The sequence below is a fragment of the Desulfosporosinus lacus DSM 15449 genome (assembly GCF_900129935.1).
Classification (GTDB): domain Bacteria; phylum Bacillota; class Desulfitobacteriia; order Desulfitobacteriales; family Desulfitobacteriaceae; genus Desulfosporosinus; species Desulfosporosinus lacus.
Window position 1 is genome coordinate 79,605 of sequence record NZ_FQXJ01000015.1, and the last position, 25,367, is coordinate 104,971.

The window sequence follows — 25,367 nt, forward strand, 5'->3', positions numbered from 1 at the left end:
TCCAATTAGCTTAATCTTTTTTATACCATCCATCATAACTAGTCAGTTTATATCGGTCTCCCCGGTAAACAGCTTTACTCCATCCCACAGGCTTAAGATCCTGATCATAAACTGTCTGCTCAATTAGAAATACCGGGGAATTGGATGCTATCCCGAGAATTGACGCTTCTTCTTCAGTACATGCCGCAACTTGAAGGACTTTTTTTGCGCTCATTGGCACATATTCTGTGTGCGTGGCAATCAGACCCGGCAAACTTGGATCTTTGAGTTCCGTTTCCAGGATTGGTTTACTCTTACTGTATATTGTGTATTTCACTTCATAAGAAAGTCGTTCATCTTCAGCTGAAAGTACTGTTCGGAAATATAAGAATCGCTTGTAATCCTCTCCCAGTTCGAACTTATCCCGAAGCTCCTTATCTGCCCGAATAATTTTAGCTTCTAAGAGAGTGGTTTTATAGTTCAACCCTCTCTGTTTAATCTCCTGATTAAAATCATTGAGCTCAAAGACGATATTATCTAATTTAGGCGTAGCTACGAAGGTGCCTCTGCCTTGCTGTGCATAAACCATACCTGCCGACACCAACTCCGCAATTGCCCGCCTAACCGTCATTCGGCTAATTTCAAAGTGTGACGAAATTTCATGCTCGGTTGGTATTGCCTCACCCGGTTTGAGATCACCCCTGCGTATTTGCTCTTCGAGCAGTTTAAATAGCTGGTAATATATCGGAATCACTGAGCTCTTATCAATCATATCTGTTTGAATCACCAAAAACACCTATTCCTAACTATAATTGTCTATACATTTCAAACTTTTGCTAATTCTAGCATGCCCTTATTTGGGTGTCAACACGAAGGAGTCATTGAATAATAAAAAAAACAGATGTACCGAACTGGTACATCTGTCAAGAAAATTCACCTGCCAAGACATAAGTTCGTGCTTAAGTCAGGTTTAGAACTTAAAGTTTGATTAAAACTCGCTGGAATTGGCTGTTCTGGGAAAAGAGATTACGTCTCGGATATTGGATATTCCCGTCAAATACATAATAACCCGTTCAAATCCCAGACCATACCCGGCATGTTTTACTCCGCCGTACCGTCTAAGATCAAGGTACCACCAATAATCCTCTGCCTTTAAACCGGCTTCTTGCATACGACCTTCTAAAACCTCGATTCGTTCCTCCCGTTGGCTTCCCCCAATGATTTCACCGACTCCGGGAACGAGCAGATCCATAGCTGCTACCGTCTTGTTATCGTCATTCAAACGCATATAGAAGGCTTTAATTCCCTTTGGATAATCCGACACAAAGACAGGTTTTTGGAAGATCTTTTCTGTGAGATAACGCTCATGCTCAGTTTGAAGGTCCATCCCCCATTGAACAGGATACTCAAACTTGGCATTTTCCTTTTCCAGCAGTTCCACGGCTTCAGTATAGGTAACACGAGCAAATTCTGAGTTCAGGATATTTTCTAAACGGTCAAACAAGGTCTTATCAACAAAGTTATTAAAGAAAGCCATTTCCTCCGGAGCATTGTCCAAGGCATATTGGATCAAAAACTTCATCATTTCTTCAGCTAAATTCATGTTATCTGCCAAGTCTGCAAAGGCGATCTCTGGCTCGATCATCCAAAACTCCGCAGCATGTCTCGCCGTATTTGAATTTTCTGCTCGAAAGGTGGGACCAAAGGTATAAACGTTTCGGAATGCCATGCAATAGGTCTCTACATTAAGCTGGCCACTTACAGTCAGGCTCGTAACCCGTCCAAAGAAGTCTTTGGAAAAATCAACGTTTCCCTCGGCATCCTTGGGAGGATTAGCCAAATCTAGGGCGGTTACCTTAAACATCTCTCCAGCACCTTCAGCATCACTTCCTGTGATGATGGGAGTATGAACATAGACATACCCCTTTTCCTGGAAAAACTTGTGAACCGCATAGGCAATCATTGACCGCACACGAAAAACGGCCGCAAAAGTATTAGTTCTGGGGCGCAAATGCGCAATCGTTCTTAAATATTCAAAGGTATGCCGCTTCTTTTGCAGGGGATAATCAGTAGCTGCCAGGGAAAGCACCTCAATGTTCTCCGCCTTTAATTCAAATGGTTGTTTGGCTCCCGGTGAAGGGACCAGTTCTCCTTGAATGCGAATTGCAGAGCTAATGGTGAGCTTGCCAATCTCCGCGAAGTTGGTAAGACTATCTTCAAAAACTACTTGAATATTTTCAAAGAAACTCCCATCATTTATCTCTATAAAACCAAACGCCTTGGAAGTACGAACTGTGCGAACCCATCCAGACAGTTCCACTTTTTGATTGAGAAACCGAGTCGTCTCTCTGTGAATTTCCTTAACCAGTGTCGATTGCATAGATTCCCTCCTGAAGCCATCCTATTAAGAATGTAAGAATTTCCTATTTTATAATTATACCTGAATAAATTCTCAACTTCAAATTACAAAACGCTTACTTTGAGTCTTCATTTCCTCCATCAATCCCATTAGCTCACTAATACTGTCCCCTATGGTATAGGTCGTTGCACTCATTTCTTCGGTTGAAGCTGCAATTTCCTCTGCAGCGGCCGCATCTTCTTGGCACATGCCCAAAATATCAGAGACTGACCTTGTAATTGCCTGTCCCATCTGAACAACTTGCTGAACCTCTTCCTCCATGACTCCTAACATATGAGCTACAACTTGCGTCCCTTGGGATATTTCTGAAAATTGTTCCAAGGCCAGATTTCCAATGTCTGATTGTTCTTTGATCAAATGGACCGCTTCTTCCGAAGCTTGGGCTGAGTTTTCTACATTTAAAGTCACTTGATCGATCAGCCCCGCAATCTGAGAAGCACTTTCCCTTGACCCTTCAGCTAACTTGCGAACTTCTTCGGCCACGACGGCAAATCCTCGTCCGGCTTCCCCTGCACGCGCCGCCTCAATGGCAGCATTAAGGGCAAGGAGATTCGTCTGATCAGAAATCCCAGTAATGATCTGAGTAATTCCCCGAATTTGTCCGGTTTGTTCTTTAAGAAGGTGACTTCCGGTCTGGATTTCTTCCACTTTTTCCGTAAAGGTTCGCATCTTCTCCGCTAGATTTTTCATTATTGATTCTCCACTGACCGTCCGTCCACTTACGTCAGAGGTGCTTCCAGCGATACGCTCCATATGTTGGGCCAAAGTTTGAATACTTTGATTGATGCCTTCGCTTTGTGCACTCATTTCACTCGTACGATGAGTAATAGTTTGAGCACCACTGGCAACCTGGCTTACACTCTCGGCCACTTGGTTTGTTCCATGGGAAGTTTGATCGACAGCTAATGAAATTTCCTTTGTCGAACTCTCCACCCGTTCCACCACTTGGTTAATCGAAGAACATATTTCCTTGGTATTCTCCAACATCTTTTTCATAGCCAGGGCTAAGGTTTCCAACTCTCCATACCAATTTGTTTTAATGTCAATTTTTAAATTACCTGTCGCAAGGACCTCCGCATCTTCCGTTAAGCGAATTATTGGCCGGGTAAGAGTTAAAGAGACAAAATATCCTGCCACTACTCCTATTACAAGCACCACTAATCCAACCAGCAAGACCCATCGATTTAGAGCATTTAATTCTTGTACCACCCCATCCCGTGAAACTGCGGTCTTAATATAACCTTTCACATCACCACGGTAATCTTTAAAGGGAATGAGTGAGACATTAAATCGACCGTCTCCACTCACACTAAATTGAGCCTGTCCATCAGCTAATGCCTTCACAGTGCTTTCGGACATTGTAAAGTCATCTTGACCGGTACCCGCTAGCAACCCGCCATTCTCTTTCACGTTTTTAACCATGGAAGCCGATGGATCTAGAAGATAAATAAAATAATCTCCTGGGTTCTTCTTCTGTAACGCTAGTAAAAAGTCTTCACCGAAGTCCATTCCGTATTCTACTGTACCAACCCACTGATCTTGATACTTGACCGGAACAACAACTCGAAAACCATATCCTTCGACCCCTTCTTCCAGTCCTTCCACAATCTTATGTTCTGTATTGGCCGCCACTACTGTAGGCCGAATCTTTGACAGGTCATCTCCAAATTTTTTCGGCGAATGTGCTCTATAAAATGAAGTGGCCGGTGCGAGATGAAATTGGAGTTGGCTAAAGCCTTCTTGCTTAATCTCGTCAAAAACGGGCTGAACAAGACGTGCAACGGTAGCTCGGTCTTGTTCAGCCAAAGCCTTCGCCACATCAGGGTTCATAGTCATCGAGAGTACTGAGGACCTTGCCCGATCCATACGATTTATGAATTCATCCTGTATTCCTTGTTCTACGAGTTTTTGCGTTTGGAGTTCGCTTGTTTTGAGCAGTTTCTCGGCATTCCATAAACTTGCACCGGATAAGGCCGCCACCACAACAACAATCACGATACCAGCGATGAGAGTAATTCGGGTCTTAATTGACATGGAACGTTTGGTCCCCTTAGGCATAAAAATCCTCCCCTAACTCCTAATTTGTTACAGATTATTACTTTTTTCTTTAATTTTGTTACAATAAAAAACCAGCTAATTAATATGCTGGATTGAAGCTATACAGCTGTTCAAGATTGCACAAATTAACCTCGAAGAGAAACTATATCTTCGAGGCCTGCATTTCATTCATTTTCAAAACGTTTAAAACCAATAAAGCACCTCTCTTTAACATTTATTGCTTTTAAATTAAACGTTAAAATTTTCTAGTATCACTATAATATACTACTTCAGGTAAAAGGAATGAAATTTGAGTGACATATTTAATGTCATGTATACGACCTTTAATCAATTATTTGACGTATTAAACAACTCTAAAAAAGTAGCAACAGAGTACTTCCCAATTATCAGAAAGTCTCTGTTGCTTTAATATTCTTTATGAAATAATAACTAGAAAACTGTGACTAAACTAGAGATTGGTAAAAAGTCGAACAAGGGGGAAGGCAAAATGACAAACTTTACTTCCCAAATTGATGTTAGGAAATTCGCTCCAAAAGATAAGCAAGCAAATATCTTCAGTACCTGGAAGAGGGACCGGACGTCTGGCGTGTCGCCATTATAAAGCAGTAACAATCATCTCTTCTTAAAACTAAACCCAACAAATCTTTAACCGTATTAAACGCCGAGGAGCTCCTTTAGGAGTTCGTCAGTCAAATCTTCCTCCGAATAAAGTGGGATTTTATGTTCTCTCAACAGCGATGCAGTCACTCCCTGCCCAGGGATTGTTCGATGTGTAAAGCTACCATCATAGATATAATTCACTCCACAAGAAGGGCTTCGTTCCTTAAGTATCGCCGCTGAAACTTCCAGCATCTCTGAGATTTTCAGAACTTCATATGCCCCTTTTATGAACTGACCAGTTACATATTCCCCATGCTCTCCCTGTGCAAGACTCTGTCCACTAAGGACTTCCTGACCACTCCCATTAAGAATCTCCACCGGTTCCCGTGGAGTTGGCAACCCCCCTAGTTGTTCAGGGCAAACCGGAATAAATCTTCCTAAGGAGCAATATTTCAGGATTAATGCATGAGCATTAGACTCACCATTATACTTTGTATTCAGCCCCAGCAAACAAGCACTGACTAGAATCACTGTACTCTCCCTCTCATTACAAGATCCCTTGACAGCCTACGCTAATCCATCCACATCAATACCCGCCATTTTAATCAGATACATGGCGTTGCGAGTGGTTGAAATCCCTGGGCGAAGTTTATAGTCAAAATGAATCTCATCATTTTTATAATACTCACGAAAATGATAGTTACGAATTCTTCGATCACTTTCTCTTTCCATGTCTCCCAGTTCTAAGTCATGAGTAGAAACCATACCCATCGCTCCCGCCTTACTCAATTGCTGAATTAAAACCTTAGCACCAGCATGTCGATCTTGCGAGTTCGTTCCTTTAAATATCTCATCTAAGAGAAAAAAGATGTTCGAAGAAGCCTTCGAGGCACTAACGATCTGTTTAATTCTTAACAATTCCGCGTAGAAGGAAGAAATATTTTCTCCTAAGTTATCACTCACGCGCATACAGGTATAAAGTTGTAACACAGAACAGCTAAAGGTCTGAGCACACACAGGCGCTCCGGCATAGGCCAAGACGAGATTGATTCCTACAGTCCGAAGTAAAGTGCTTTTTCCAGACATGTTGGAACCCGTTATTAACAAAATTCCCGAGCGTTTTTGAATAGATATGTCATTACAGATCGAACCACTCAATAGCGGGTGCCCTATTCTGACTGCGGTAATGCCCTCTTCGGAGGTAATCTTCGGAAATCCCCATTCAGGGTGATCGAAATGAATAGTTGCCAGACTTGATAATGCCTCCAACTCAGCAATTGTCTCTACCCAACGGCCAAGAGATCGCCCAGATTTCTCTTTCCAGGATTCTAAAGCAATCATACACTGGATATCCCAAAGTGTAAGTATATTAATGATTAAAAAAACTGCATTATTCCTGTTAGCTATCAAGTCGGCCAAACCCGATAGTTTTCTAATCTGTTCAAAGGCAGGCTTGTTGTCCCGATCATATAAGTCCTTCTTTAAAGCCTGCAGGCAGTCAGATTTAAAAGATCGCTTTTCAAACCGCTCTAACATCTTTTCATAAACTCTGATATTTTCTTTATAAGAATAAACCGCATTCAAAGCCTTACCTCTTTGCTTTCCGACAAAAAGGATAATCGACTGAATAATAATACCTGTAAGTGGATACCAAAATGATACTTTTGCAGTTATAAAATAAAGAAGCAAAAAGCTGACTGTCATAATCGGTAATGCACGGGCTAAAATCAAGACTCCCATTCTAAGATAGGAAGAGTCGACATTTTTAGCCCATTCAATGATAGCCTTGGGAGAATTCAGCGGATTCTTGGCCATCCTGGCCTCAGCCAAAAACCTCTGTCGCCAATTAAGATTTCCTGAAAGCTCCTTAATCGCTTCCTGCCTTTCAAGAATCGTTTCGACTTCTAGCGGAGCCACTGTTAAGCACTCTTTCAGCTTTTCCCTCCCCCGAAAGGTCTTTGCTGTAGTGATCCATTGAAAGAGAGAATTAGTTCCAAAAAGGTCAAGATCCTCTGAAAATGGGTGAGATGGGTCTTTAAAGTCTTCCCCCTTGTCAAGGAAGGACTTCCATTCTCCTGTTAAACGCTTCAATGATTGATCATAATTTTCGTACAGTATCTGAATATAGTTTTTTCTTGTTTTTAAGTTCTGATGCCAAATAACCAGGGTAACAAAAGAAACTGCTGTTAAAATCGCTGAGCCAAGACTCCACGAAGTTTTGTGAGTCATATAAAAAAAGCTTGCCAGTCCACAACCAGCAAGGAATGTGATGAGCCTTACATTGCTTAATTGGTTAATTCTATGGCTTAGCTTTTCCTTTCGAGCAGCGTAATAATCGGACCGTTTTTGATACAGCATTTTGGGTTCATTCAAAAATTTGACCTCCTAATTTAGCTTATGGATTTTAGTTTTCAACCAAGGACTTTAATCGATTATCTTAACTATTATACACTAATAGTTTCGCCATTGCTATATTTTGTAAATTAACACCTCCTTCTTCCCTAAGTGATGTAAGGAATCTTGTCCCAGAATCGACAGCGCTGTCGATTCTGGGACAAGCCGAAGAGAGGGCTCCCACCCTTGTCGGGATTGCCCAAATTCTGATTTGGATATAGAGGCGGAAAAAGAGTAAGATTCTGGTTGCCTAAGAGAAAAAAGGGGGTTGGTTTGCAAGCCCTAGTGAACTCGTTCAGCTAAAGCTGAACATCGGGGCTTCGGTAGGGGATTCTACCCCCACCGAAGTAGAAATCGGAACACCCACTTAAAGAAGTGGGTGTCTCGGAATTGATTAAGCAGGCCTGTAACAAACCTTCATAAAAGTTGTTACAGGCCTTCGATATTAACGAGAAGCAGATACTTATTTTATCTATCGAAGAAACATGTTCTGCTATTACTTAGGTACTGCGCTTCTGTCCTTTGGTAATAGTTGCAGCAGGGACTGGAACTAAAGCACCCTTTTTAATTAGATTAAATGGCTTCCCGAGCGGCAATACTTCACGTCCATAGAAGAACTTGAAAAAAATCGCTCCTGAAGTATAAAAGCCAATAAGTGAAATAACAAATTCACTCCAACCGGCTACTTTTGCGAATAAAGCAACGGGGCCCATGTTAAAGGACACTGCCGCGAGAGTGAAGAATAAGACATCAATGAGAATCATCATCAATATAAAAGGTACGTTTACTTCGAATGAAGCTACCGTTATAAAAAGCGAGAAGATCAGGTAGCCGACGAAAACTACTCCCAACATTTTAGGATCAACAGCTGCTTTCATGCCAGCTCCAAACATTCCGTTAATTGTTGCCCAAGAAAATGCCATCCCAACCCAAAAGAAACCATATGCCCCTAGAACCGTGCCCCCGAAAATATTCCCCTTTTTAAAATCAATATTTGCCGCAATAATTTGCACAATACCACCTAATAAAGCAGCCCAAACTACCAGTAAGCCTGTGGAGCTGCCATTAGTAAAGCCTAGTTTAGCAGATGATGCTACGAAACAGACCATCGACAGGCCTAATACGCCAAACGCTGTCGGATCTGCTCCCGTATAACTAATTTTGATTTCTTGTGTGCTCATTGAGTTTCCCCCTTATCTAAGTAGTTATATGTCACAGTTTGTAGTAAAATAGTTAAGGATTCATTAGTCTTAGGTATAAATGTATAAATCCAGACAAAATAATTTAACTTTATCCTCCTTTCTATCGTGCATACCAAAACAGATTTAGCTTTAAGAATCACTAGCAACCTTGATCGTCTCTAAATCAGGTGATTCTGAATCTACTGAATTGTTTTGCAATTTATATGCCACCGACTAAAGTTATGCTTAATTCTTAATAATTCCCTGCACCAACAAGCTTCCGGCCCTTTTGCCTTTAACTTATCATTAGAAATCTTCATTATACATGTATCCGTCAGTTTACATCTTTTGACCCCTTACATCAATTAGTCATAGGATTACTTGTAGAGTAAGTTTGTTTACAAACTGCTACATGTAAATATTAGTTTACACTAAGAATTTTTAAATTCTATCAAGAAGAAAAATCAGATGGAGGAACTATTGAATGGAGCAAAATGAATTAACGACTACTTTACTGGCATTGGATTCTCTTTCTATTTATAGAGGCTTGCTGGATGATAAAGTTTTAAGCAGGCTGAAGTCACTAATTAGTTGCATAAACCAAGCAACTAATGAATTTAGAGACGTTGTGAATTTATATAATGATTTTTATTTTGAATTGGCAAAAAGCGGTAGGGTATCTTTACAAGAATACATAATTGACAAAATAGTCTTCGATGAAAATCCATTTACTTTTAAACCCCAAGCTGTACAAACCGGTGAGTATAACAATTTTCTGAAGAAGGCAGTTGCCAATGATTTAAAAGGGCTTCAGCAGGTTTCAAAGCTTACCTCAGGGATGCTTAAGGCAGAAATATCCGAGATATTTGATAATAACAGCAATAAAACCTTCATCGAGGCACTTCCTGATTGGGTATCAGAGTTCCAGCCTTCTAATAGTCCTGCTCATATACAACAAATACAAGAACTGTTTAGCCACTCTAATCATTGGGATGAGTGTCTGGATGAACTTACCCATTTCCATCAAAACTATGGTTGTGGTCTATTTGCCCGTTATATCGCCTTTGTATGGGAAAAATCCGATGGGCAAGGTTATCTTAAGGGGATAGACAGTCCTGATCCCATCACATTAAATGAACTGGTAGAATACCAGAACGAACGGTCAAGAGTAATCGAGAATACTTTACAGTTTCTGAAAGGTTTTCCGTCCAACAATGTACTATTATACGGTGATAGAGGTACTGGGAAATCATCGACTGTCAAGGCGATACTCAATCATTATCATACCCAGGGCTTGCGCATGGTTGAGGTTCCCAAAGCCTATCTCGCCGATTTCCCATTGATTATTAGACATCTGAAAAACAGGGCTCAAAAGTTCATTATTTTCGTTGATGATCTAGTATTTGGGGATAATGAAGAAAACTACACTTCTCTCAAGGCAGTACTAGAGGGTGGTCTTGAAAGTAAAACATCTAACATCTTGATCTATGCCACTTCCAATCGCCGACATCTGGTCAAGGAGTACTTTAGTGAACGGGCTGGTTTGCACTCAGGTAACCATAGCGAAGAAGTTCATGCAGGGGATAGTATGCAGGAGAAGCTTTCCCTCGCAGATCGCTTTGGCATAAATGTTGTATTCTCTTCGCCCGATCAAAACCGTTATCTCAAAATCGTTGAAGGAATTGCTTCCACTAGAGATTTAAAAATTAGCAAAGAACGATTACAAAGAGAGGCCTTGCAATGGGCACTATGGTATAACGGACGTTCTGCCAGGACTGCCAGGCAGTTTGTAGATTGGATCGAAGGACATGATTCACTTGAAAATCAAGATGACTAGTCAAAAAGAACGCAAGCAGGATTTCTGCTTGCGTTCTTTTTATCATTTATCAGTTACCACTCTTTAAAAAATCCTTGATACTCCCCCACTCCCTAAGCTTTTCTTCATATTTTTTAGTATTCGCCGGGCTGGAAGAGGTAAGCTTCAGAAACGTGATATTGGGCAGGGCTTCAAATCCGACCCATTTTTTGTAGGTCTCATAAGCCTTCCCTCCATTAAATAAAACTGTTTCTATACTGGGATAGGCCATAAACAGACCCCTGAAATTGTTTACTTTTTCTTCCTTGATAGCTGAATCCAGGCTGCCTTCTCTTAAACAATTTTCGATGACATCCCACAAGGCAATCCCCTTACTCTTAACAAATGACACCCGTTCAGCATAGCCCTCGCTGGGTTCCAATTCAAAGAGGGCATAGATTAACTTCCAAAATTGGTTCCTTGGATTGGCATAATACTCTTGTAATCTCAAAGATTCTACCCCAGGCATTGACCCTAGAATTAATATACGCGAACGTTCATCCACTATGGGTTCAAATGAACTTACTTGCATCATTATCTCCCCCTCCCCCTTGGCTTCTGCACAACCTGCCCTACTCACTTTAATCGATCCCAACTGTCTCACTTCTTCGCTCAAGCAATACGACATCGTGATTAAGGGATATATAAAGACTGACTTCTCCTACACCCGTATAAACACATCGACTTGAAACAGGACTTAATACAGCCCACCCGGTAACTTGATGTCCGTCGGTTGCTACCAACCGACATGACTTAACGTGGTCACGATCCCACACCTCCCAACTGGGAGCCTCGGTCTCAAAGGTAGCGTTCCCGGTTTGAATCCCCTCAGTATAAATATCCCTCACTTGTCCCCAGTCTTGAGGAGACATCTCTCTAATGTGTTCATCAATTAATCCCTCTCCTATTCAGTTTGCAGTGGAACTTAGAGATACTGAACTTCATGAAGTTGTGATTACCTTAGACGTTTCTCTAAACTGAGCAAGTCCTCGATTCGTTCACTCATATAAGCATAAGAATCTTCTATCCCCTGGTTATAAATATAAGGGCCTATGTTATTTATTATGAAATCAAGAAGAAGTTCAGCGCCTAAATTACTTAGTTCTTCATCCCTCTCGTTCCAGAAGTATCTCTTAAGATCCTCAGTAAGAACCTCTCTAACCTCTTTTTTTAAGTCTATCTCCATTTTCTGCAACCTTAATCGCCTCTTTTCATTAATTTATCGTAATAAGTAAAATCTATTATATCAAAAATTATTAAAGTATCTTAATTTTTAAAGTGGCTGTTTGATTAGTTCAATAATCAAATGAATAAAAACCTTCCCATTGGATGATAATGTGAATACACCAGAAAGGAGCTTAACATAAATGGATGATTATTTTGATAACCTTGACAGCACTGAACTTAACTTAAAGTACTTTACAGAACACCATGGGGATATTTACGATGCCTATGAGAGATATGGTCATTTAATACATATGGATGGCGGCCCTCTAGATGAGAAAACATGTTGGCTAATAAAAGTAGCACTGTCTACTGAGTGCCAATACCCAAGGGCTTTAAAAACCCACATTTTAAAGGCCATAAAAAGCGGATGTACTAAGGAGGAAATAGAACACGCCATCCTTTTAGTGGCTCCCAGTGCAGGATTTCCAAGAACCATGCAAGGGGTTTTAATTCTGAGGAACTTATTAAACGAAGCAGAAGGAAATTCACTTAACTAACTCTATATTTGTTAATTGAGAAACAATAACTCCATAGGACCTTAATATTTCAAGGCATAGATTTAAATTTTAGCCCTCTGCCATTTAGGTATGAGGGCTTACTATTTGGCCGGACCTATCCAATCCCTTGTTTTCCGTCGTTACCTTTAAAATTCTGCAACCTATACCTTATTGTGATAAAATGATATACTATATTCTTAAGCAACGGCAAATTTAATAAAAAGGAACGATTAATAATGATTAGTACCAGTGGAATAACCTTAAGATTTGGTAAGCGAGCATTATTCGAAGATGTTAATGTAAAATTCCTTCCCGGAAACTGTTATGGCTTGATTGGAGCCAATGGTGCAGGGAAATCTACTTTCTTAAAGATACTTTCAGGAGAAATAGATTCTACCAGTGGTGAGGTTATTCTTACACCCGGGGAACGAATTGGGGTTTTAAAGCAAGATCACTTTGAATTCGAGGAATTTGAAGTACTGAAAACCGTTATTATGGGCCATGCAAGATTGTACGAAATAATGGAAGAGAAAGATGCTCTCTATTCCAAACCTGATTTTACCGAAGAAGATGGGATTAAAGCTTCCATTTTGGAAGGCGATTTCGCGGAACTTAATGGTTGGCAAGCCGAGTCAGAAGCCTCAGAGTTATTAATGGGTTTAGGGATTGGGAAAGAGCTGCAAAGCAGTAAAATGAAAGAACTCAGCGGAAATGAAAAAGTTCGTGTTTTACTGGCTCAAGCCCTATTCGGCAACCCCAATATTCTGTTACTTGATGAGCCTACCAACCACCTTGACCTCCAGTCAATTATCTGGCTTGAGAACTTCCTTTATAATTATGAGAACACCGTTATTGTAGTATCACATGACCGACATTTTTTGAACAAAGTTTGTACCCACATTGCCGATATTGATTTTGGTAAAATCCAACTGTATGTTGGGAACTATGATTTCTGGTATGAATCAAGTCAATTAGCCTTAAGATTAATGAGAGAGTCAAATAAGAAAAAAGAAGATAAAATCGAGGAACTCCAGAGGTTTATTCAGCGCTTTAGCTCTAATGCATCCAAAGCAAAACAAGCGACCTCCCGGAAAAAGCAACTTGATAAATTAACGCTTGATGATATCAAACCATCCTCTCGCAAATATCCTTATATTGCTTTCAGTCCGGACAGAGAAGCAGGTAACAACATCCTGACAGTAAAAGACTTAACCGTCACTGTTGCAGGGGAAAAAATCCTCGACAACATCTCATTTCTTGTGAACAAAGGGGATAAGATTGCTTTTGTGGGCCCAAATGGGAATGCGAAAACGACCCTCTTCAAAGTTTTAATGGGTGAAATCACCCCGGATAGTGGTGAGTTTAGCTGGGGAATCACAACGACTCAAGCCTATCTTCCTCTTGATAACTCCTCCTATTTTGAGACAGACTTGATTTTGGTTGACTGGCTAAGACAATTCTCAAAAGATCCCGATGAATCCTTTGTCCGTGGTTTCTTAGGAAGAATGCTTTTCTCTGGAGATGAATCCCTAAAGAAGGCCAGTGTTCTTTCCGGAGGGGAAAAAGTACGATGTATGCTCTCTCGAATGATGCTCAGCGGAGCGAACATTCTTATTTTCGATGAGCCCACCAACCACTTGGATATGGAATCCATCACGGCTCTTAATAATTCACTGACAAATATGGACGGAAACATCTTGTTCGTATCACAAGATCATCAGTTTGTTCAAACGATTGCCAACCGTATTATCGAAATCACGCCAAAAGGACTTATTGATCGACAAATGACTTTCGATGAATATCTGGAAAATGAAGATGTCAAAGCGCTTTTAGAGACAATGTACAGTTGATTTTTTGGATAAATATCGGGATTGTGGAATTTATTATTTGACATCTGCTCAAATTTTGTTATACTGATATAAGCTCGTTAAAACTAGTGGATTTAAGCAAACCTTCTCTATTACCTAAGTCTCCGGGAAGAAGTTGGTGAACTTACCATGTAGCGCGGGTAATATTTAATTGGAGGTTTTTTTATAATGTTTAATGACAAAATTCTAAATTGCAAAGACTGTGGACGGGATTTCGAATTCACTGCATCAGAACAAGAGTTTTATGCAGAAAAAGGATTCACTAATGAGCCTGGTCGTTGCCCAGAGTGCCGTGCAGCTAAAAAAGCTCAAAACAGAAACAGCGGCGGCGGTGGCGGTTATGGTCGTCAACAACGTGAAATGTTCCCAGCTATTTGCGCAACCTGTGGAAAAGAAACTACTGTTCCTTTCCAACCATCAGGCGACAAGCCAGTATATTGCCGTGAGTGCTACCAACCACGCACACGCAGCAATTGGTAAATCGAACTAGATAGCAACTTAAACCTTCCCAGACTTAATTGTCTGGGAAGGTTTTTTATTTCCATGCACAAAGAACTGTAGCTTGTCCTGACATTCAGATGCTGGCAAGTGAACCCTTTTAGCTAAGGCAAAACATCGATACTTCAGATACTAAAGCCTCCGGCGACGAAAATGTCCAAAGTATAATTCTTTTCGGAAAAGAGAAATACTGGCAGGCTCCAAACTATTGTTGGGACTGCCAGTATCTCATAACTTTTTCTTTACTTAGTTTTAACCCTGAGGTTATCTCACAGAGCTTCAAACTCCTCTGGTCTTATGTTAATGTGAGACCCGTCTTTAGATACCTCAGGCTGCCAATGTTCCACATAAAGCAGTATCTTACTGGATATTCGTTGTTGGTGCGGTATCTTGTGTTTCGGTTGTTTCTGGTGCCAGTTTATTGCCCCAAGCACCGCTACGCTTGCCGAGCATACCCTTCATCATTCCCATGTCACCAGGCACAAATGTACCGCTCTTCATCGCCTCTTTTTGAACATCTAACTGAGCTTGTGCAGCATCACTCCAAGTTTTGATCTGTTCCTCAGTTAATTTACCATTACTTTTCATGGCCTCTACTTGAGCGGTTAAGCGTTCTTGTGCCGCTGTACTCCAGGCTTCGATCTGCTCTTCCGTCAGGGGTTCACCATTATTGAACTTCTTAACCTTATCTCGAATCCCCATGTCTTTACCAACCATACCAGGACCAAATACTTTACCATCAGCTAAGGCCTTCTCGCTCGCTTCTTGGCGATCGTCAATAAATTGCTTCATCTTGTCGGCCTGTTCTGCAGTTCTAAGCCCAGCTTCCACTTCTTTGTCCACTATTTGCTTCTGGATACCAAACATTTGCTGAGTTAAGCTCTTGATTTCATCCAGCTTTGCCGAATCTGTGGCACCAAAGGCTGCCGTTGCACCTCCAATCAATAGTGCAGCACTTAGGACACCGACAACGAGTTTCTTTTTCATAAGATTCCTCCTTCAGAATAGTTTCCGATTTCCAAGTATGTACTTTTGATCGGTACACTATTATGATATCCGCCAAATATGGTAAATTTGTGAATTGGACTTTAAGAAGTTGTGTGCTTTAAGTAAAGAAAATGTAGCGCTAATGTGTTTGAAAATACATAAGTTCAGCGGGGATTAATATCGTATCGCCGTATCTTTTCGTAGAGCCAAGAACGAGAAATTCCTAAGAGTCGGGCGACTTCGGACTTATTGCCATTCATTTTTAGAAGGGCCTTTTCCAGAGTTTCTTTATCCAAGTGTTCATGGGCATTTTCTAGGTTCCACTCCTTCGCCAAATATAATGATTCTTGTTTTTCCTCCCTAAGGTAGAAGGGCAAATCTGCTGTTTTCAACAATTCTCCTGAAGCAAAGTTCACCGCCCGCTCAATCACATTTTTTAATTCCCGTACATTGCCAGGCCAACGGTGATTAATCAAAATTTTGCGTACCCCTGAGGATACTCCAGAAATTTGTTTGCCGAAATCTTGATTAAGCCGTTCCAAGAAGACATGTACAAGAGGAATAATGTCTTCTACACGATCACGGATAGGGAGGAGGCGAAATGAGATAACATTAAGACGATAATATAGATCACTGCGAAATTCACCGCTGGCAACTTTCTGAATAAGATCCTTGTTGGTAGCCCCAATAATCCTTACATCCACTTTAACCGGCTCGTTACTCCCTACCGGTTCAAAGCATCTATCCTCCAGGACTCTAAGGAGCTTACTCTGCAAATTCAAAGACATGTCACCGATTTCATCCAGGAAAAGCGTCCCTCCGTTGGCAACCGCGAACTTACCCGCTTTGCCTCCCTTTTGTGCTCCAGTGAACGCTCCGCTCGCATACCCAAAGAATTCGGACTCCAATAAATTCTCGGGAACCGCAGCGCAATTAACCTTTACATAAGGACCATTTCGGTATGGACTCGCCTGGTGAATAGCCTCAGCAAAGAGCTCTTTGCCAGTACCGCTTTCCCCCGTCAGCATAATTGTAGAATTTCCCCGAGCGGCAATTTCAGCCTCCTGCTTCAAACGGCGCATGTCCTGGCTGACCGTAACAATCTGATTGAATGTCACGGGCAGTCTAGTTGAGCCGACCTGTTCCTTATAGAAGTTTAACTCGAGGTCCATTTGTGCCAGTTTTTGGGCAAGGTCCTTAACTTCCTCCAGTTTCTGAAAGATAATTTTACCCACGGCTCCAATTATTTTACCTTGGCGCACAATAGGCAGGCGTGAAACTATGTACGGCCGACCGTATATAACTTGGACTTCATTGGTTTCCGCCATGCCTGTTTTTAAGGTGCGCAAAAGGCGAGTATTCTCAATAACTTGATCTATTGGTTGCTGCAATAGTTCTTCTTCTCTCTTATTAAAAAATTTACAGGCTGCCTCATTAACCAGCGTGATTTTCCCTTGGTCGTCAACAACGAAGATTGCTTCGTAGCCAATATTGGTTACAGTGAGCAAAGTCTCGTACAAACGCTTCGTTGCATCGAGCTCTAAAGCGACTTGGTCAAAATCAGTCAAAGCTTGGAAAACGATTACTGCTCCTGCCAACTCACCCACAGGGCTGATGTTGCAGAGAACGGTCACATTATTCATTTGAGTCTGGACCCCGGATAGTTGTTTCGACTGTTTTAGCACCACATTCAGATTTAAGCCAGAAATAACGTCATCAAACAGGCGTCCTTTTAGTACTTCCTGTCCTAATCCAAGGATTTTCTCGCCTGCAGGATTTATCTGTTGAATGTGGTTATCTTGATCCACTACGATAATTCCGTTCGGCATGGCCTGATATACCGTACTGAGTTTAATAGCCAGTTGTTCTGCTTCTCTAAAAAGAGCCAATATCATGTCCACCTTGGTAAAGATCCCAAGCGCTTTCCCATTTTTATCTACTACTACACCCGTACCCACTGAACTCTGCTTTGCCCGCTGTTCTACCTCACGGTAAGGAGCGTCGACTTGAACAGTCACTACTTGAGGATTGAAGTGTTGCCCAATTATTTCCGAAGAATCTGCCCCAGCCAAAAAGGCGTCCAAAACATTGGCTTTCGTAAAGATCCCAATCAGAGAACCCTCTTCATCTACTACCGGTAAAGCATCCAGCTTGGTCCAACGTAAAAGCTCTACCCCCTGCTTAAGAGTATTCTTAGCATGAAGAAGAGGTACATCTCGGGTCATCATATCGCTCATCAGCATTAAAAGCTCACCTCGCTATCGAACAGAATAATGCAATTAATTCATGGTCCCTGCCGCAAAAATACGAGGACCTAGCATAATTATTCTCCTTAGACAACTGCTATTCCTCTTTTTCAGAACATTCATTCTTCAGTAGAGGGAAAAACCGCTAGCCGGGACTTGATCAGGATATTCGAGATTTGTGCGCTCCCATGGGTGGCAACATAAAAAGGCTAAACAAACTGGAAAAAAGTTCGTTCAGCCTCAATGTTATAGGGAAATTCTATTCACACTCACTTGATAAATATGTCCGAGTTGCCTTGTCCAAGAAGTTCTACTCACCTAGCCCAGCCTGTTCATACATCCTAATCTCCTCATCAGTGAACCCAGCCTCCTGTAAAACCTCTCTCGTCAGGCAGAAGTCGAGTTAAATCCAAAATCCTCACACCATGCAAAAGCTGATACATCTATCCAAATCTCCCTCCACCTCACAACCCCAGCTTTCTGGCAATTATCAGTTTCATAACCTCAGACGTGCCGGCATAGATCGTGTGCACCCGCACATCTCGGTAAAGTCGGGCAATGGGATACTCTTCCATATAGCCCTCCCCCCCGTAAAGGCTTCCTGAAAACAACCGCCGTTTACCTGGGTTGCATTCGGATTGCTCCATCCAAGCGAATCGCACTACCATTGAGCATTGGATTCTCTACGATACTCTTCACTAAAAGGGCAAATTCCTCCGGATATCCTAAGCGAGAAGGAAATGGAGTCATAGCTCCCAGTGACTTGCGAGCCTCCTCTGGCAAGGAATCAAACATCGGCGTTTCAAAGAGACCCGGGGCAATCGTCATCACGCGAATACCATGAGTCGCCATTTCTCGAGCAATTGGCAGAGTCATTCCAACAATCCCTGCTTTAGAAGCACTGTAGGCTGCCTGCCCAATTTGCCCTTCATAGGCAGCCACTGAAGCAGTGCTAATAATTACGCCTCGCTCATCCCCTACATTGGGCTCATTGCCCGCCATATGTGCCGCAGCTAGGCGTATGACGTTAAAAGTACCTATAAGATTCACTTGAATGACTTTAGAAAAATTCTCTAGGGAATGAATCCCTTTCTTGCCAAAGACCTTTTCCGCTACCCCAATCCCAGCGCAATTCACAACTGTATTCACCAATCCAAATTTCTTTACTGCATGTTCCAGAGCCGCTTGTACACTCTCCCCACTGCAAACGTTGGTCTCGTGAAACAGGGCACTGCCACCTAATTCAGCAGCCAACTTCTCTCCTCGATCCACAGCCAGATCGAGAATCATTGCCTTACCTCCATCATTTACTATCCGCCTTACAGTCGCTTCACCCAAACCTGAGGCCCCTCCCGTAATGAACGCTACCACCTTTTTCAAGTCCATTTTAAATTTCTCCTTTCTCTATATCTATTTGTTCGCTCAATCTAATCGCTCAATAATTGTCGCATTAGCCATGCCATGTCCCTCGCACATAGTTTGCAATCCATAACGACCGCCAGTTCGTTCTAGTTCATACATCATAGTGGTCATCAAGCGAGCCCCACTGGCACCAAGAGGATGACCAAGGGCAATAGCTCCACCGTTAGGATTAAGCTTCTTGGGATCGGCGCCCGTCTCTATTAGCCAAGCTAACGGTACTGCAGCAAATGCTTCATTCACCTCAAAGATATCAATGTCAGCAAGGCTCAGACCTGCTTTGGCTAACACCTTAGCTGTAGCAGGAATGGGACCCGTAAGCATTAGCGTTGGATCTGAACCTATAACACTCCTGGCCACAATACGGAAGCGGGGCTTAAGCCCCAGCTCTTCTGCCTTCTCCCGAGACATGATGAGCATTGCAGCTGCTCCATCTGAAATCTGGCTTGTATTACCGGCAGTAACTTGGCCATTCTCCATAAAGGGAGCTTTTAAACCTGAGAGTTTCTCTAAACTTGTGTCTCGTCTGGGACCCTCGTCAATTTTCATAATCCCCTGGCTGCCCTCCGGAAGGACCACGCTGACAGGCATTATCTCCCGCTCGAAGCGTCCTTCTTCCTGCGCTCTATGTGCCTTTTTATGGCTTTCCAGGGAGAATTCATCCATCTGTTGACGGCTTAGGCTCCACTTTTCGGCGATTCTCTCAGCCGAGAGTCCCTGATTAATGATCTCATAACGGGAGGTTAGTTCTTTCGAAAGCTCTGTCCCCTTAAAGGTTGAACCCATTGGAATCCGGGACATGTTTTCTATGCCCGCCGCCACGATGACATCCATGTCTCCGGCTAAAATCGCCTGAGCAGCAAAATGGACGGCCTGCTGGCTGGATCCGCACTGACGATCAATCGTCAGCCCAGGGACATGCTGCGGATAATCCGCAATCAAGGCTGCCTGCCTTCCTATACAGAACGCCTGCTCTCCCACTTGGGAAACGCAACCCATCAGAACATCCTCGATCACGGCTGGGTCAACTCCCGCCCGTTTGACCACTTCTCTCAAAACTAGTCCCGCTAAATCCTCAGAACGAAGACCGCTTAGTGATCCCTTTTTCTTTCCTACAGGGGTTCTTACCGATTGTACTATTACGGCTTCTCTCATTGTTTTAACCACTCTTTCTCGTCTTAAAGTTTTTGATCAAAGCCCTAGGCGCAGAGAATTATCCCTATATTATTCATAATATTCGGATAATAATTTATACATATCTGCTTTTTTCTTTAATTGCAAATCCTATGCCACTTGGTTTAGGCCGCTTCCCCGCTGCGTCTCCTATAAAGAAACCAAAAAACTTCCCTCTCATTCTTGTCATTATTGTCCTTGATGACGGACAGTTGACAACACAATGCACACACAATATCTGCTTTTATATCTAGGAACCTTGAAAATACACCTCTTGAGACTGGCATTGAAATTGCAAATATAATTGTTAAGCCCAGCAACCTATCTTCAAACCAGAAGGATACAAAAGCGGGAATTTAATGATACCCCGTTTTTTAAAAAGAAGGAGGAACTATTTTGGATTTCGAGTTATCAGAAGAACAAAAAGCCTTTCAGAGCCTAGCCTACAAATTTGCACTCAAAGAATTCCCCCCTTTCGCCCAAGAGTGTGATCGGCAGGAAAAATACCCTCGTGAAATCTGGCAAAAGGCCTGCGAAGCAGGACTGGTCGGAATAGCCATTCCTGAGGAATATGGAGGCCCTGGTGCTGGTTGGATGGAAACTGCCTTAATTACCGAGCAACTGTCCCGAATAGATTTGGGTCTCGGCTTAGCCGCCGTCGCTGCAACCTTTGGTGCTGAGAATATCATTAACTATGGCAGTGAAGAACAAAAGAAAACCTATCTTCCCTTACTGCCTGCAGGCAAAGCAATCTTTGCCGGGGCTTATACTGAGCCAAACGCCGGAAGCGATGTAGCCGGAACAACGACTCGAGCTGCCAAAGATGGTTCAGACTATGTTATCAATGGAAGTAAGACATTTATCACAAACGGCACAATCTGTGACTATATGGTCGCACTATGCGTGACCAACCCAGAGTCCCCTAAAAAAACACAACGGCACAGCTTAATTATCGTTGATGCAAACAGTCCCGGAATCACCAGAATGAAAATCCACGGCAAGATGGGTATTCGAGCCTCGGATACGGCAGAAATCACCTTCGAAGATGTAAGAGTACCTCAAAAAAATCTTGTTGGCAAAGAAGGCAATGGCTTCCACCAACTCATGCATTTCTTTGATCAAACTCGAATTATGGTAGCCTCACAAGGACTTGGTTTAGCCCAAGGAGCATTAGATTTGGCTCTCAAATACGTTCAAGAGCGCAAAACCTTTGGCGTTCCCTTAGCCGCCAACCAAGCCATTCAGTTCCAATTGGCCGAGATGGCGACCCGTATAGAATTAGCTCGCAACATAATCTACAAGGCAGCCTGGAAGGCCGACAACGGCCAGTTAGATCCCTCTCTTAATGCTATGGCTAAATTTTACGCCGGAGAAACAGCGGTCTGGGTGACAGACAAAGCTTTACAAATGCACGGCGGATATGGCTATATCGATGAGTATGACATCCAACGCTTTTATCGCGATGCCAAGATTTTGGAGATTTATGAAGGGGCTAAAGAAATTGAGAAGATAACCATCGCTAAGCGTCTATTTTAGTAAGCTAAACCATCTAGTAGCAACAGAGAAGTCCAAAAAAAATCACAAGTGAGGCTATTGTGAATTACACATTAGCCTCACTTATAATTTTGCATAATAATCCCTATAAAAACCAGGCAACGCCTTATACTCTTGATATGATATTCTATGGTACAGACCTAAAATCAATGGACTTGACAAACTTCGTCAAATCAAGGGATAAATCACATATCTGATCATCCTGTAGATAATTCCCGTATTTGTCGAATAAAATTCTGATTAATGGTCGGCTCGGGTAATCCTTCTGAACTCCAATTACTTTGCCAACTTCCCCTGTATTTAAAGTAACGATTGACCCTTGCGGATAGAGTACTAAACATTGAAGGAAATTTTGAACAATTCCCTCATTGAATTCTTCACTTGATCCAGCGATAATTAATTCCAGAGCGTGATACGGGGGTAAACCTTTTCGATAGGGTCGATCACTCACAAGAGCATCAAAGACATCTGAAACAGCAACTATTTGAGCGTTTATCGCAATTGAGCTTTGTCGAAGACCATCCGGGTAACCTTTGCCGTTCCAGCGTTCATGATGATGGCGGATAATTGAGAGCACCTTACCGGATATATCAGTACTTTTAAGCATTTCCTCACCATGCACCGGATGCTTTTTTATGATTCCCAATTCGTCATCCGTTAAATTTGAAGGCTTATTAAGAATCTTAGAGGGTATGGCGCGTTTGCCAATATCATGCAACAAAGCCCCTAGTGTTAAATCTCTTAGTCTTTGTCCCGTAAAACTCATTTGTAGTCCGATCAGAGTCGCTAAAACCGCTACATTCACAGAGTGAACGTAAGTGTAGTTATCAAATTTTCGAAATTTGTTTAAATCCAGATAAACTTGGTTTGTTCCTTCTAATTCGTGGATAATCTTATCAACCACGGAAAAAGTCTTTTGTAAGCGATCAACGCTAAAAAGACAGGTATCCTCAAAAACTTCTCGGACATAGCCTACAATGTCTTGGTATTTTGATTCAGAGAATTTGTGTGTTTTAGGAGCTTGAGATTTATCCAGCTCATATTTTAAGGTGTAAATCTGACGTCCTTGAAGAAGTTCTTGAATGTTTGAAGTGATCGGCTTTCCTTTGGATAACAAAAGGATTCCCTGTTTATCAAACAAGTCAAGTGTCGAGAATTCGCCAATTTTAAATGCGGCAGTTGATAAAAGTTCTAAATGAGTTATCAAAACTAAATTCCCTCCTAAAACAAAAGACGCCGAATAATTATTCAGCGAAAACATCCTATCTATTCGATAACCCGGCTATCTTCACATTACATGTAAGACCCGTAGCTTTGCGTCCTCAGTTCTCACTGAGTTTGCCATTATCGCAGAATTACTATTTTAAATTGTTATACCCATCAGGTCATTATACCTAATATATCATACACTATGCCCAAATAATATACGATTCTAGAAATTTCTCTCAATTTTCCCCTTTTAAGTGCTATTTCTGCTTATGAAGAAAAGAGTGTAACATTGACAAATTTAATCACTAATGTTACACTCTTCTGCCAGTGAGAGGGGGATTTAAATCTCCTTTCTCAGCCTAGGATCAAGAAAGTCTCTCAAACTGTCACCAATAAAGTTAGTGCCTACTGACATGGTGAGAATAGCCAAGCCAGGAAAGGTACCAATCCACCAATAGTTAAAATTCAAAACACCATCTGCCACCATTGCACCCCATTCCGGTGTCGGCGGAGGAGAGCCTAGACCTAAAAAGCTCAATCCTGAGAAAAGAAGAATCGCATTGCCAAAATCCAGCGTAGCCAAGACCAACACTGGTCCAAGGCTATTAGGCATAATTTCATTGAAGAATATTCTAAAATGGGAGGCGCCCAGGGATTTGGCCGCTTCCACATATTCATTCTCTTTGTTGGCAATTACCATACTGCGCATAACTCGAGCATAGTTGGGCCACCAAATAATTACCATAGCCAGTAAGGTATTGTGAAGACTTGGACCTAAGGCTGCGGCAATGGTCATAGCTAAGATAATCCCAGGGAAAGCCATTACCATTTCTGAGACTCGCATCATGATTTCATCGGTTAGACCACCAATATAGCCCGCAATGCCGCCATAAATCATTCCCATTAAAGACGCTAAAGCAATGGTAATTAGTCCGGCGATAAGCGAAATCCGGCTGCCTACAAGCGCCCTGCTGAAAACATCTCGCCCAATGCTGTCAGTACCAAACCAATGTGCACTGCTTGGCGCTTGAAAGCGGTTTGCTAAGTCTTGTGCTAAATAACTATAAGGGGTAATTGACGGAACAAGTACTGTAACTATAGCAATCAGAATCCACAGGGCACAGACAATTATTCCGATCGAGAATAACAAGTTGTTTTTCATGATTCGCAACAACATATTAATTATACCTCACTCTGGGGTCAAGAATTCCATATAGAAGGTCAACTATTAGATTAATAACAACATAGTTAATGGAAATCAAGATGGAAACCCCGATGATAGCAGGAAAATCTAAATTTCCAGCTGCCTTATAGGCATATTGCCCTATCCCAGGCCAAGCAAATATTGTTTCTACTAAAACCATTCCACCCAAAAGGTTACCGAATCCTATGCCAATAACAGTCACGACGGGGATCAAGGCATTTCCCAAGGCATGACGCATAATAATCATTTTTTCGGTCAAACCTTTCGCCCTTGCGGTACGGATGAAATCCAACGACATTACTTCTAATAAACTTGAGCGAGTAGTACGGGTGATCAAACCCATGGTAAAAGAACCTAACACGAGACCCGGTAAAAGCAAATGTTGCAGTGCATCCACTGCAAGGCTCCAATCACCTGCCAATAGGGCATCAATAACGTATAAATTGGTTACAGCTGCCGGCGGTGCCAAATAAGGACTTATTCTCCCTGGCCCAGGCGCTATCCCCAAATTTACATAGAAAAGCAACAAAAACATCAGTCCCAACCAGAAACTAGGCACAGATACCCCCACAACAGAGATTCCCCTTATTATCTGATCAATGGCGCTGTTACGTTTGATGGCAGAAATTATACCGAAGAGCATGCCAAAAAAAACCGCAATTATTATCGAAAAGATTGCTAACTCAATCGTTGCCGGAAAGTATTTTTTTAGGTCATCCATCACAGGTCGCTGGGTTCTGATAGAGGTGCCCATATCTCCTTTAACTAAATTACCAACATAAATAAAGTATTGCGTGTACATGGGTTTATCCAAGCCCCACTTAGCTTTAAAAGAATCTACCATCTCCTGGTTATCGATATTCCTCTGGCTTAGATTGGCCAAAACAGGGTCACTGGGCACAGAGTGGGAAATAACAAAGACTACTAACGAAACTCCAATAACAAGGAACGCTAAGAATACCAATCTTCTGGCTGTATATTTTAGAAGTCCCAACGTCA

Annotated in this window: 22 protein-coding genes and 1 riboswitch; of the genes, 5 read left to right on the forward strand and 17 right to left on the reverse strand. The window is 42.0% G+C overall.

The features are described 5' to 3' along the window. Window positions 1-10: 10 nt before the first annotated feature. The 6 genes from BUB11_RS18400 to BUB11_RS18425 all read right to left on the reverse strand — a co-directional run bounded on the left by BUB11_RS18400 (window position 11) and on the right by BUB11_RS18425 (window position 8,631). Window positions 11-751 (reverse strand): GntR family transcriptional regulator, encoded by a 741-nt coding sequence (locus BUB11_RS18400; RefSeq protein WP_200797954.1) that lies wholly within the window; start codon window positions 749-751, stop codon window positions 11-13. Window positions 752-967: 216 nt separating this feature from the next. Beyond that, a complete protein-coding gene (gene asnS, locus BUB11_RS18405; RefSeq protein ID WP_073031215.1) occupies window positions 968-2,359 on the reverse strand; it encodes an asparagine--tRNA ligase in 1,392 nt (463 codons plus the stop codon). A gap of 78 nt (window positions 2,360-2,437) precedes the next feature. Continuing rightward, window positions 2,438-4,456, reverse strand: a complete 2,019-nt coding sequence (locus BUB11_RS18410) for a methyl-accepting chemotaxis protein (RefSeq protein WP_073031216.1) — start codon at window positions 4,454-4,456, stop codon at window positions 2,438-2,440. Window positions 4,457-5,110: 654 nt separating this feature from the next. After that, window positions 5,111-5,587, reverse strand: a complete 477-nt coding sequence (locus BUB11_RS18415; protein WP_073031217.1) for a 2-thiouracil desulfurase family protein — start codon at window positions 5,585-5,587, stop codon at window positions 5,111-5,113. 36 nt (window positions 5,588-5,623) lie between these two features. Beyond that, window positions 5,624-7,414 (reverse strand): MutS family DNA mismatch repair protein, encoded by a 1,791-nt coding sequence (locus BUB11_RS18420; protein ID WP_073031279.1) that lies wholly within the window; start codon window positions 7,412-7,414, stop codon window positions 5,624-5,626. 536 nt (window positions 7,415-7,950) lie between these two features. Then, window positions 7,951-8,631, reverse strand: a complete 681-nt coding sequence (locus BUB11_RS18425; RefSeq protein ID WP_073031218.1) for an acetate uptake transporter — start codon at window positions 8,629-8,631, stop codon at window positions 7,951-7,953. A 484-nt stretch (window positions 8,632-9,115) separates the two neighbouring features. Between BUB11_RS18425 and BUB11_RS18430 the strand changes: the two genes are divergently transcribed. After that, window positions 9,116-10,468, forward strand: coding sequence for an ATP-binding protein (locus BUB11_RS18430; protein ID WP_073031219.1), 1,353 nt, complete (start codon window positions 9,116-9,118; stop codon window positions 10,466-10,468). Between the two features lie 49 nt (window positions 10,469-10,517). On the opposite strand, the gene BUB11_RS18435 is transcribed toward BUB11_RS18430, so the two are convergent. From BUB11_RS18435 to BUB11_RS18445, 3 genes are all read right to left on the reverse strand, one after another. Then, complete coding sequence (locus tag BUB11_RS18435) at window positions 10,518-11,021, reverse strand: DNA-deoxyinosine glycosylase (RefSeq protein WP_073031280.1); 504 nt, start codon at window positions 11,019-11,021, stop codon at window positions 10,518-10,520. Between the two features lie 46 nt (window positions 11,022-11,067). Next, the gene (locus BUB11_RS18440; RefSeq protein ID WP_073031220.1) at window positions 11,068-11,358 is read right to left on the reverse strand and encodes a GNAT family N-acetyltransferase; all 291 of its coding nucleotides are present in this window, start codon (window positions 11,356-11,358) and stop codon (window positions 11,068-11,070) included. An 83-nt stretch (window positions 11,359-11,441) separates the two neighbouring features. Then, window positions 11,442-11,672, reverse strand: a complete 231-nt coding sequence (locus BUB11_RS18445; RefSeq protein ID WP_073031281.1) for a DUF2164 family protein — start codon at window positions 11,670-11,672, stop codon at window positions 11,442-11,444. Between the two features lie 181 nt (window positions 11,673-11,853). Between BUB11_RS18445 and BUB11_RS18450 the strand changes: the two genes are divergently transcribed. The 3 genes from BUB11_RS18450 (at window position 11,854) to BUB11_RS18460 (ending at window position 14,558) form a co-directional block, all read left to right on the forward strand. Next, window positions 11,854-12,210 (forward strand): carboxymuconolactone decarboxylase family protein, encoded by a 357-nt coding sequence (locus tag BUB11_RS18450; RefSeq protein WP_073031221.1) that lies wholly within the window; start codon window positions 11,854-11,856, stop codon window positions 12,208-12,210. A 236-nt stretch (window positions 12,211-12,446) separates the two neighbouring features. After that, window positions 12,447-14,060 (forward strand): ABC-F family ATP-binding cassette domain-containing protein, encoded by a 1,614-nt coding sequence (locus BUB11_RS18455; protein WP_073031222.1) that lies wholly within the window; start codon window positions 12,447-12,449, stop codon window positions 14,058-14,060. A 186-nt stretch (window positions 14,061-14,246) separates the two neighbouring features. Next, a complete protein-coding gene (locus tag BUB11_RS18460; protein ID WP_073031223.1) occupies window positions 14,247-14,558 on the forward strand; it encodes a zinc-ribbon domain containing protein in 312 nt (103 codons plus the stop codon). A gap of 378 nt (window positions 14,559-14,936) precedes the next feature. Here BUB11_RS18460 and BUB11_RS18465 read toward each other — a convergent pair whose 3' ends face one another. The 5 genes from BUB11_RS18465 to BUB11_RS18485 form a co-directional block, all read right to left on the reverse strand. Then, window positions 14,937-15,563: a DUF2680 domain-containing protein gene (locus BUB11_RS18465; RefSeq protein WP_073031224.1), complete on the reverse strand. Its 627-nt coding sequence runs from the start codon at window positions 15,561-15,563 to the stop codon at window positions 14,937-14,939. Between the two features lie 164 nt (window positions 15,564-15,727). Next, window positions 15,728-17,806 carry a sigma-54-dependent Fis family transcriptional regulator gene (locus tag BUB11_RS18470; RefSeq protein ID WP_073031225.1) on the reverse strand — a complete coding sequence of 693 codons (2,079 nt, stop codon included), beginning with the start codon at window positions 17,804-17,806 and terminating at the stop codon, window positions 15,728-15,730. A gap of 467 nt (window positions 17,807-18,273) precedes the next feature. Continuing rightward, window positions 18,274-18,477 (reverse strand): acyl-CoA dehydrogenase family protein, encoded by a 204-nt coding sequence (locus BUB11_RS28955; RefSeq protein ID WP_345788587.1) that lies wholly within the window; start codon window positions 18,475-18,477, stop codon window positions 18,274-18,276. Continuing rightward, a complete protein-coding gene (locus BUB11_RS18480) occupies window positions 18,428-19,195 on the reverse strand; it encodes a 3-hydroxyacyl-CoA dehydrogenase (protein ID WP_073031226.1) in 768 nt (255 codons plus the stop codon). Before BUB11_RS18480 ends, BUB11_RS28955 begins: the two co-directional genes overlap by 50 nt. A 36-nt stretch (window positions 19,196-19,231) precedes the next feature. After that, on the reverse strand, window positions 19,232-20,383 hold the full coding sequence (locus BUB11_RS18485; RefSeq protein ID WP_073031227.1) for a thiolase family protein: 1,152 nt from the start codon (window positions 20,381-20,383) through the stop codon (window positions 19,232-19,234). A gap of 414 nt (window positions 20,384-20,797) precedes the next feature. Between BUB11_RS18485 and BUB11_RS18490 the strand changes: the two genes are divergently transcribed. Beyond that, complete coding sequence (locus BUB11_RS18490; protein WP_073031228.1) at window positions 20,798-21,937, forward strand: acyl-CoA dehydrogenase family protein; 1,140 nt, start codon at window positions 20,798-20,800, stop codon at window positions 21,935-21,937. A gap of 145 nt (window positions 21,938-22,082) precedes the next feature. Here the strand turns inward: BUB11_RS18490 and BUB11_RS18495 are convergent, their stop codons facing one another. The 3 genes from BUB11_RS18495 to BUB11_RS18505 form a co-directional block, all read right to left on the reverse strand. After that, window positions 22,083-23,162, reverse strand: coding sequence for an HD-GYP domain-containing protein (locus BUB11_RS18495; protein ID WP_073031282.1), 1,080 nt, complete (start codon window positions 23,160-23,162; stop codon window positions 22,083-22,085). 62 nt (window positions 23,163-23,224) lie between these two features. Then, window positions 23,225-23,308, reverse strand: a riboswitch (cyclic di-GMP riboswitch). A 196-nt stretch (window positions 23,309-23,504) separates the two neighbouring features. After that, window positions 23,505-24,341, reverse strand: coding sequence for an ABC transporter permease (locus BUB11_RS18500; RefSeq protein WP_084110385.1), 837 nt, complete (start codon window positions 24,339-24,341; stop codon window positions 23,505-23,507). A 1-nt stretch (window position 24,342) separates the two neighbouring features. Continuing rightward, the gene (locus BUB11_RS18505) at window positions 24,343-25,362 is read right to left on the reverse strand and encodes an ABC transporter permease (RefSeq protein WP_143187653.1); all 1,020 of its coding nucleotides are present in this window, start codon (window positions 25,360-25,362) and stop codon (window positions 24,343-24,345) included. Between the last annotated feature and the right edge of the window lie 5 nt (window positions 25,363-25,367).

Bases quoted from the DNA above. Each gene is read 5' to 3' on its own strand.
- BUB11_RS18400 (WP_200797954.1), bottom strand. From the start codon at position 751: ATGATTGATAAGAGCTCAGTGATTCCGATATATTACCAGCTATTTAAA.
- asnS (WP_073031215.1), bottom strand. From the start codon at position 2,359: ATGCAATCGACACTGGTTAAGGAAATTCACAGAGAGACGACTCGGTTT.
- BUB11_RS18410 (WP_073031216.1), bottom strand. From the start codon at position 4,456: ATGCCTAAGGGGACCAAACGTTCCATGTCAATTAAGACCCGAATTACT.
- BUB11_RS18420 (WP_073031279.1), bottom strand. From the start codon at position 7,414: ATGCTGTATCAAAAACGGTCCGATTATTACGCTGCTCGAAAGGAAAAG.
- BUB11_RS18425 (WP_073031218.1), bottom strand. From the start codon at position 8,631: ATGAGCACACAAGAAATCAAAATTAGTTATACGGGAGCAGATCCGACA.
- BUB11_RS18430 (WP_073031219.1), top strand. From the start codon at position 9,116: ATGGAGCAAAATGAATTAACGACTACTTTACTGGCATTGGATTCTCTT.
- BUB11_RS18435 (WP_073031280.1), bottom strand. From the start codon at position 11,021: ATGATGCAAGTAAGTTCATTTGAACCCATAGTGGATGAACGTTCGCGT.
- BUB11_RS18440 (WP_073031220.1), bottom strand. From the start codon at position 11,358: ATGTCTCCTCAAGACTGGGGACAAGTGAGGGATATTTATACTGAGGGG.
- BUB11_RS18445 (WP_073031281.1), bottom strand. From the start codon at position 11,672: ATGGAGATAGACTTAAAAAAAGAGGTTAGAGAGGTTCTTACTGAGGAT.
- BUB11_RS18450 (WP_073031221.1), top strand. From the start codon at position 11,854: ATGGATGATTATTTTGATAACCTTGACAGCACTGAACTTAACTTAAAG.
- BUB11_RS18455 (WP_073031222.1), top strand. From the start codon at position 12,447: ATGATTAGTACCAGTGGAATAACCTTAAGATTTGGTAAGCGAGCATTA.
- BUB11_RS18460 (WP_073031223.1), top strand. From the start codon at position 14,247: ATGTTTAATGACAAAATTCTAAATTGCAAAGACTGTGGACGGGATTTC.
- BUB11_RS18465 (WP_073031224.1), bottom strand. From the start codon at position 15,563: ATGAAAAAGAAACTCGTTGTCGGTGTCCTAAGTGCTGCACTATTGATT.
- BUB11_RS18470 (WP_073031225.1), bottom strand. From the start codon at position 17,806: ATGCTGATGAGCGATATGATGACCCGAGATGTACCTCTTCTTCATGCT.
- BUB11_RS28955 (WP_345788587.1), bottom strand. From the start codon at position 18,477: ATGGTAGTGCGATTCGCTTGGATGGAGCAATCCGAATGCAACCCAGGT.
- BUB11_RS18480 (WP_073031226.1), bottom strand. From the start codon at position 19,195: ATGGACTTGAAAAAGGTGGTAGCGTTCATTACGGGAGGGGCCTCAGGT.
- BUB11_RS18485 (WP_073031227.1), bottom strand. From the start codon at position 20,383: ATGAGAGAAGCCGTAATAGTACAATCGGTAAGAACCCCTGTAGGAAAG.
- BUB11_RS18500 (WP_084110385.1), bottom strand. From the start codon at position 24,341: ATGTTGTTGCGAATCATGAAAAACAACTTGTTATTCTCGATCGGAATA.